This window comes from Oribacterium sp. oral taxon 078 str. F0263 (genome assembly GCF_000469565.1).
Classification (GTDB): Bacteria; Bacillota; Clostridia; order Lachnospirales; family Lachnospiraceae; genus Oribacterium.
The window spans coordinates 1-8,580 of the sequence record NZ_KI273090.1; the positions used below are offsets into that span (position 1 = coordinate 1).

Annotated in this window: 5 protein-coding genes; 1 reads left to right on the top strand and 4 read right to left on the bottom strand. The window is 52.2% G+C overall.

Annotation, left to right across the window (positions count from 1 at the left end; genetic code table 11):
* Positions 1-109 precede the first annotated feature (109 nt).
* A complete protein-coding gene (locus HMPREF1986_RS02470) occupies positions 110-3,283 on the top strand; it encodes a type I restriction endonuclease subunit R (protein WP_021773163.1) in 3,174 nt (1,057 codons plus the stop codon).
* Positions 3,284-3,525: 242 nt separating this feature from the next.
* Here the strand turns inward: HMPREF1986_RS02470 and glgB are convergent, their stop codons facing one another.
* The 4 genes from glgB to HMPREF1986_RS02490 form a co-directional block, all read right to left on the bottom strand.
* Complete coding sequence (gene glgB, locus HMPREF1986_RS02475; protein WP_021773165.1) at positions 3,526-5,448, bottom strand: 1,4-alpha-glucan branching protein GlgB; 1,923 nt, start codon at positions 5,446-5,448, stop codon at positions 3,526-3,528.
* A gap of 66 nt (positions 5,449-5,514) precedes the next feature.
* Positions 5,515-6,846 carry an alpha-amylase family glycosyl hydrolase gene (locus tag HMPREF1986_RS02480; RefSeq protein ID WP_021773166.1) on the bottom strand — a complete coding sequence of 444 codons (1,332 nt, stop codon included), beginning with the start codon at positions 6,844-6,846 and terminating at the stop codon, positions 5,515-5,517.
* A gap of 23 nt (positions 6,847-6,869) precedes the next feature.
* Positions 6,870-8,027, bottom strand: a complete 1,158-nt coding sequence (locus HMPREF1986_RS02485) for an aminotransferase class I/II-fold pyridoxal phosphate-dependent enzyme (protein ID WP_021773167.1) — start codon at positions 8,025-8,027, stop codon at positions 6,870-6,872.
* Positions 8,024-8,506 carry an Lrp/AsnC family transcriptional regulator gene (locus HMPREF1986_RS02490; protein ID WP_036598946.1) on the bottom strand — a complete coding sequence of 161 codons (483 nt, stop codon included), beginning with the start codon at positions 8,504-8,506 and terminating at the stop codon, positions 8,024-8,026. The genes HMPREF1986_RS02485 and HMPREF1986_RS02490 overlap by 4 nt, the downstream gene beginning before the upstream one ends.
* Positions 8,507-8,580 lie beyond the last annotated feature (74 nt).

Consider the following 8,580-nt stretch of genomic DNA (forward strand, 5'->3'; position numbering starts at 1 on the left):
AATGGCCTGTGCCTGCTGAAGTAAATTCTCGTTTGAAACGGAGTACTGAATGATGAAAACGGTCTCTAAGAAAAGGATAATATAAAAAAATTAAAAAGGGGGAAGGTTCATGTCGGAATTTTATACCGAAGCGAACTATGAGAATTCGATAATCGAATTATTTCGAAACATGGGGTACCGATATGTCTATGCGCCGGAGTTGGAGCGCGACTTCCGAAGTCCGGTATATGAGGAAGAGCTAGAAGCAGCTATTCACAGGCTGAATCCAACCATGCCGGAGGATGCTATTGCGGATGCGCTGTTTAAACTAAAAAACTTTGAAAATGCCGAACTGGTTCAGAAGAACGCTGTCTTCATGGGCTATATTCAGCATGGAATCGAAGTGCGCTACTTCGTCAAGGGCGAGGAACGCTCCGGTCTCGTCTATATCGTCGATTATAAAAATCTCGGGAAAAACTCCTTTGTCGTAGCGAATCAGTGGACTTTCATTGAAAACAGTAATAAACGGCCAGATGTGCTCCTGTTCCTGAACGGCCTCCCGGTTGTTCTTATTGAGCTGAAATCTCCATCCCGTGAGGAGACCGATGCTTCCGAAGGGTATTTGCAGATTAGAAACTACATGCAGGAAATCCCGTCGATGTTTATTTATAACTGCATCTGCGTAATCAGCGATCACTTAACCAGTAAAGCCGGAACCATCACCTCTGGTGAAGATAGATTCATGGAATGGAAAACAAAAGATGGCAGTTATGAGAATACGCAGTATGCCCAATTTGATACTTTCTTTGAGGGGATGTTTGAAAGAGGACGTCTGCTGGACATCATCAAAAACTTCATCTGCTTCTCCAACGAAGGACTGAAAAAGTTTAAGATTCTTGCCGCTTATCATCAGTATTTCGCTGTCCGGAAAGCGGTTGAATCTACAAAACACGCTGCGCTTACTGACGGTAAAGGTGGTGTTTTCTGGCATACACAAGGCAGCGGAAAATCTCTTTCCATGGTCTTTTATGCACATCTGTTGCAGGAAGCCTTGGATAGTCCGACCATCGTTGTAATTACAGACCGTAATGATCTGGATGATCAGCTTTATGGGCAATTTGCAAAGTGTAAAGATTTTCTGCGTCAGGAACCGGTGCATGCCACCTGCAGGAAACTGACAGAGACCTCCGGTAAGAGCGATATCGGATTGAAGGACTGGCTGGATGGCAGACAGGCAAATGGCATTATCTTTACAACTATGCAGAAGTTTGAGGAGTCCTCCGAGCCGCTCTCAGAGCGCCGTAACATCATCGTCATGGCTGATGAAGCGCACCGCAGTCAGTACGGATTGAAAGAAAAAGTCGATGCCAAGACTGGTGAGATAAAAATCGGAACTGCACGTGTCATTAGAAACAGCCTCCCGAATGCCACTTACATAGGATTTACCGGAACCCCTATATCTTCCAAGGACAGAAATACCCGTGAGGTTTTCGGCGACTACATCGATATTTACGATATGACGCAGGCCGTAGAGGACGGCGCTACGAGGCCTGTCTATTACGAAAGTCGTGTTATTAAGCTGAAGTTTGACGAAGCTACACTACATCTGATTGATCAGGAATACGACATTATGGCAAATAACGCCGATCCTGAAGTAATTGAAAAAAGTAAGAAGGAACTCGGTCAGATGGAGGCTGTACTTGGAAATGATGCGACGATAGATTCTCTGGCCAATGATATTCTTAGCCACTACGAGAATTATCGTGCCAACCTTCTGACAGGCAAGGCGATGGTCGTGGCTTATTCCCGTGCAATCGCCATGAAAATCTACCACCGCATTCTTGAACTGCGTCCAGGCTGGAAGGAGAAGGTCAAGGTTGTAATGACTGAGAGCAACAAAGATCCGGAGGAGTGGCGTGCGGTTATCGGAAATAAGCGCCGCAGAGATGAGCTTGCCAAGGAATTCAAAGACAATGACAGCGAGATGAAGATCGCCATTGTCGTTGATATGTGGCTGACTGGATTTGATGTTCCCTCTCTTGCAACAATGTATGTCTATAAACCGATGCAGGGACATAATCTGATGCAGGCCATTGCTCGTGTCAACCGCGTCTTTCAGGATAAAGAAGGCGGCCTTATCGTTGACTATGTTGGAATAGCAGCAGCGTTAAAGCAGGCAATGAACGACTATACGGCTCGCGATAAGAAGAACTACGGCGATACCGATATCGCCAAAGTGGCATACCCGAAGTTCCTCGAGAAGCTGTCTGTTTGTCGCGATCTGTTCCATGGATATAACTATTCCAAGTTCACAAATGGCACCGATCTTGAACGCTCAAAGGCCATCACCGGAGCGGTCAACTTCATTGTAGGCCCCGATAAGGAAAGAGAACGCGAGGACTTCATCAAGGAGGCGCTGTTGCTGCGTCAGGCATTGTCCCTCTGTTCTTCGCTGGTAGAGCATAATCTGAGAGTTGAGGCCGCATTCTTTGAGTCTGTCCGCGTACTCGTTATGCGCTTGATGAACCAGGGGGAGGGTAAGAAAATATCCCTTCCGGAAATGAACGCACGTATCAATGAGCTTTTGAAGTCCAGCATCAAGAGCGATGGCGTTATCAATTTGTTCTCGGATACTAAAGAGGAGTTCTCTCTATTTGATCCTAAATTCCTTGAGGAAATCTCAAAGATGAAGGAGAAGAATCTTTCCGTTGAACTCTTGAAAAAGCTGATAGCGGAGCAGGTGCAGATATACAGGCGCACAAATGTCGTAAAGTCTGAAAAATTCAGTGAAATTATTCAAGGTGTAATGAATCGATATCTGAATGGGATGCTTAGCAATGAGGAGGTCATTGAGGAACTTCTTAAGATGGCTCAGCAAATCCGTAATGCTCGTGAGGCCGGGGATGAACTCGGCCTTTCGGAAGATGAGCTGGCATTCTATGATGCGCTTACTAAACCGCAGGCTATAAAGGATTTTTATGAAAATGATGAGCTGATTGCCATTACAAAAGAATTGACAGAAGCTCTCCGAAAGAATCGGTCCATCGACTGGCAAAAACGGGATTCTGCACGCGCCAAAATGCGCATGATGATTAAGAGACTTCTAAAAAAACATAAGTATCCGCCGGAAGGCATGGACGACGCTGTTGCCACAGTAATGCTCCAATGTGAGCTGTGGACAGACAATAATGATATGGATCGCCAGGACATCAACTATACGGATGCACCGAAAAAGCAGCAGGATCAAAATTTGATGATGGTTGCCGAAGGTGCAGCAATTTATGACAATAATAAGAAGCACTGAGTAGTACTTTGCTTATAAAGGAGCGCATCCGACTGGAAAAACGCAATATCTATCCTCCCGCCTTGATATCCCGGGCCCGCGGAAATTCTAATCCGCGGGCCCTTTAACAAAGTCAGGGATAAATCCATGGTAAAAGCCAAAAACACGGGGCCCTCGGGGAAAATCCGTGGTGAAAGCAAAAGACGCGGGCCCTTCGGGATAAGTCAGTGGTGAAAGCGAAAAACGCGAGGTCCTTGGGCAGTTCAGGGGTAAAAGCGGAAGACCGCGAGCCCGTATCCGGAAAGCGGATGGGGGATATGCCAGGGCTGGTGGTCGCACTCTCCCTTTTTTGCCCGGTAGATATTCTTTCCGGTGAGGCCTTTCACCTTTCCGTTTTCGTCAAAGATCAGTGTGTATCTCCCGCCCCTCGGGACACCCACCATGTAGTCCGGCCTCTCCACCGGCGTCATATTGATGACGAAGAGGAGGCCCTGCTTTCCGGACTTATCCTTTCTGTAGAAGCTGAAGATCGAGCGGTCCGCATCGTCCGCATTGATCCACTGGAAGCCATCCCAGGAGTCGTCGATCTCATACATTGCGGGATGATCCCGGTAGAGATGGAGGAGGTCCTTCATAAAGGACTTCAGATCCCGGTTCAGCGGCTCCTCGCAGAGGTACCAGTCCAGCGCCGCGTTTTCATTCCACTCATGGAACTGCGCGAAATCCTGTCCCATAAAGAGGAGCTTCTTCCCGGCATGTCCGAACATAAAGAGATAGGCTGCCTTGAGATTTCGGAACTTGTCCTCTGTGCTGCCCGGCATCTTGTTGATCATGGAGCATTTCAGATGTACGACCTCATCGTGGGAGAGGACGAGGATGAACTTCTCGCTCGAGGCATAGCTCATGCCGAAGGTCATTTTATTGTGGTTGAACTTCCGGAAATAGGGGTCCAGCTTCATATAGTCCAGGAAATCGTGCATCCAGCCCATGTTCCACTTAAAGTGAAAGCCGAGGCCGTCGTCCTCCGGCCGGGCCGTCACCTTCGGCCAGGCTGTGGATTCCTCCGCGATGATGATGCTCCCGTCTCCGCGGCCGCGGATCACGGAGTTCAGGTGCTTGAAAAATTCTATCGCATCGAGATTTCCGTTTCCGCCGAAGCGATTCGGGACCCACTGTCCGTCTCTTCTGCCGTAATCCAGATAGAGCATGGAGGCGACCGCGTCCACACGGAGGCCGTCGATATGGTACTCTTCATACCAGTAGAGCGCATTTCCGATCAGAAAGTTCTTCACCTCGTTCTTGGAATAGTTGAAGATCTTTGTCCCCCAGTCCGGATGCTCCCCCATCCTGGGATCCGGATATTCATAGCAGGGCGTGCCGTCGAAGTCCGAAAGTCCGTGCGCGTCCTTCGGGAAATGGGCGGGAACCCAGTCGAGAATGACACCGATATTTTTCTGATGGAGGTAGTCCACAAGATACATGAAGTCCTTCGGACTTCCGTAGCGGGAGGTCGGCGCGAAATAACCTGTGACCTGATAACCCCAGGAGGCATCCAGGGGATGCTCCGCGATGCCCATGAGCTCAACATGCGTATACCCCATATCCAGGCAGTACTCCGCGACCTCCACCGCGCTCTTCCGGTAATTCATAAAGCCGGTCTCACTCCCCGGATCCTTCTTCCAGGAGCCTAGATGGAGCTCATAGATCGCCATGGGACTCTCATAGAGATTCTGTGCGGCTCTCTTTCGCATCCACTTCTCGTCTCCCCACGAAAAATTCGAGAGATCCGCGGTCCTGGAGGCCGTGCCCGGGCGAAGCTCCGCGGAGAAGCCATAGGGGTCCGCCTTATAGAGGATTTCTCCCCACTCGGTGTGGATCGCGTACTTATAGAGCTCTCCAAAGCCCATATCCGGGAGAAAGCCCTCATAGATTCCGCTTTGCTCGAGCGGGAGCATATAATTTGCCTCCGCATTCCACCCGTTTCTGTCACAGACCAGGGAGACCGCCTTCGCATGGGGGGCCCAGACGGCAAAATGCATCCCCTTCCTCCCGTCCAGAACCGCGGGATGCGCGCCCATCTTCCGATAGACACTGTAATTTCTGCCATTTCCGAAGAGATAGCGGTCCAGCTCCGTCAGAAATACCGGATCCAAAGCCTCTGTCTTCGCAGGATTCTTCTTCTCCATCACATCCTCCTATGCTCTTCCCGGCTCCGCGAAAAAGGGCTCTAAAACTGCCTCTTCCCCCCGGCACTATCCGTTCGCGCCCTTTAATTTTATGATCCGCTCCCCGTGCGCGGGGACCAAAAGCTGCAGCCTGTCCCCGGAAAGCGGAAGCTCCTCCTCCAAAAGGAGGTCGATCGCAAGCTCCGCCTTCAGCGGAAGCTTGAGGCTCAGCTCCGCCGGGCTGTCGTCACAGCTCAGCGCGATGAGCACCGCTCCGTTTCCCTCCATCCTGGCATAGGCCCAGTGGCGATTTTGAAGCAGGATCTCCCGGTAGGCTCCGCTCTGAAGCTCGGAGTTCCTGCCGTGGATCTCAGAGAGCTTTGCGAGGTAGCTCGTAAATTCGTTCGGCTTCATCTCCTCCGTGATCCTCGGGCGAAGCGGAGCGTCATCGCCGTCCTTCCCCTTCCTTCCCTCCAGCGCGAACTCCCCGCCGTAGTAGATCGAGGGTTTCCCCGGCAGTGTAAAGAGCGCCGCATAGCAGGGGTAGAGGTCCTCCCGCCTCTCCAGCTTCGATGCGATCCGGTCCACATCGTGGTTTTCGAGGAAGGTATAGAGCTCCCCCGCAATCTGGATATTCCGATTCAGATTGTGCGCCGGCTCAAAGAAGTTCCGCGTGTTGAAACCGGAGTAGAGGGACTTATGAAGCTCATAATTCGTGACGGAGTGCAGGGTCTCCGGATTGACCCAGCGCTGATACTCCCCGTGGATCACCTCTCCCATGAGCCAGAACTCCGGCTTCATCTCATTCGTGAAGTAGCGAAGGGATTTCTGAAAATGAAGGTCCAGAACGTCCGCGCAGTCGAGGCGGAGGCCGTCGATATCAAATTCCTTCACCCAGAAGCGCACGATCTCTACGAGATATTTCCGGAGCTCCTCACAGTTAAAATTCAGCTCCGGAAGCTCGTTGACTCCGTGCCAGGCGGAGTAGGAGAAGGGGTCCCCGAGCGGAGAGCGCTGCCCGAAGTTCACTCCCTTGTACCAGTCCCGGTAGGGGGATTCCTCTCCTTTTGAGAGGAGATCCTGAAAGGCGAAAAATTCTCTCCCCGTGTGGTTAAAGACAGTATCCACGACTACGCGGATCCCGCACTTATGCGCCATCTCCACAAAGCCGCAGAAGTCCTCGTTGGATCCGAGGCGCCGGTCGATTTGTTTATAGTCGCGGCTGTCATATCCGTGGGAGGAGGATTCGAAGATCGGTCCGATGTAAACGGCATTGCATCCCAGGACCTTGAGATACGGGATACAGGCCGTGAGCTCGGAAAAGCGGCGGCGGATCGCTCCGGAGTCATTTCGCTTCTCCGCCCCCACCATGCCCAGCGGATAGATGTGATAGAATATTGCGGAATCGTACCATGCCATAGGCGGCCCTCCATTAGAGAAAACTACAGGCGGCTGACAAAGCCTTCGATCCGCTCCAGGGCCTTCTTCAGATCCTGAATGGAGTAGGCGTAGGAGATCCTCATATAGCCCTCCCCGCAGGCCCCGAACGCGTTGCCGGGAATGATCGCGACCTTTTCCTCCCGGAGAAGGCGGTTTGCAAAGTCCTCACTCGTCATATGAAAACGGCGAATCGAGGGGAAAACATAGAAAGCCCCATAGGGCTCAAAGCAGTCCATTCCGATCCTGCGGAGATTAGCGACCAGAAAACGGCGGCGCGCGTCATAGGCCTGCCGCATCCTCGCGACATCCTCATCCCCGTTTCGAAGCGCCTCTACCGCCGCATACTGAGAGCAGGTCGGGGCACACATGAGCGCAAACTGGTGGAGCTTCAGCATCTGACTTAGGATCCGCTTAGGCGCGCAGGCGTAGCCGAGCCTCCAGCCGGTCATCGCATAGGCCTTCGAAAAGCCGTTGATGTAGACCGTCCGCTCCCGCATCCCCGGGAATTCGATGATGGAGCGGCTCCTCCCCCGGTAGCTTAATTCCGAGTATATCTCGTCAGTCAATACAAAAAGATCATGCTCCTCGATGAGAGGAAGCAGCGCTCTCAAGTCCTCCTCCTCCATGATGGCCCCGGTCGGATTGTTGGGGAAGGGGAGGACCAGAAGCTTCGTCCGCTCCGTGATCTTCTCCCTGAGCTTCTCCGCGCTCAGGCGAAAGGAATCCTTCTCCTCCAGCTCGATCGGCACCGCCCTCCCCCCTGCCATGAGCGCGCAGGGGACATAGGAGACATAGCTTGGCTGGGGGATCAGCACCTCGTCCCCGGGGTTTAGTATGGCGCGCATCGCAAGGTCGATCGCCTCGGAGCCGCCGACCGTCACCATCACTTCAGAGGACGGGTCGTAATTCACGGAGAAGCTCCGCCTAAGATAAGCCGCAATCTCCGTCTTCAGCTCCAGGAGTCCCGAGTTTGAGGTGTAGAAGGTTCTTCCCTTTTCGAGGGAGTGAATCCCCTCCTCCCTAATATGCCAGGGCGTGTCGAAATCCGGCTCTCCGACCCCCAGAGAGATCGCGTCCTTCATCTCCGCGACAATATCAAAAAACTTTCGGATCCCGCTCGGCTCGATCTCTGTGAGCACATGGTTCAGCGGAGCACTCATGGAGACACCTTCATTCTCTCATCCTTCCGGATCCGTTCCAGGATCGTGCTGTGATCCTTATATTTCTTCAGTACAAAATGCGTCGCGGTGGAAAGGACGGATTCCATCGGCCCGAGCTTCATGGCGACGAAATTCGCGACCTCCTTCATGGTCTTTCCCTTGATCATCACCGTGAAGTCGAAGCCGCCGCTCATCAGGTAGAGTGCGTCCACCTCCTCGTATTGATAGATCCTTTCCGCGATGGAGTCAAAGCCCATGCCGCGCTGCGGCGTCACCTTCACCTCGATGAGAGCGTCCACCCTCTCATCCTCTGTCTTATCCCAGTTGATCAAGGTATGGTAGCCGCAGATGATGTGCTCCTTCTCCATGGCCTCGAGCTCCGACGCCACTCTTTCCGGCTCCTCCATAAGGATGTCCGCGATGTCCTCTGCCGTCAGCTTCGCGTTGTTCTCTATCAGTAAAAGGATTTTCTCCCTCATGCTTTCCTCCGGAATTCCATTCTTAAGATTGGCGTCTTTTGCGCGTCTGAAGCCCGCTCCCGGTCCTTCCCGCA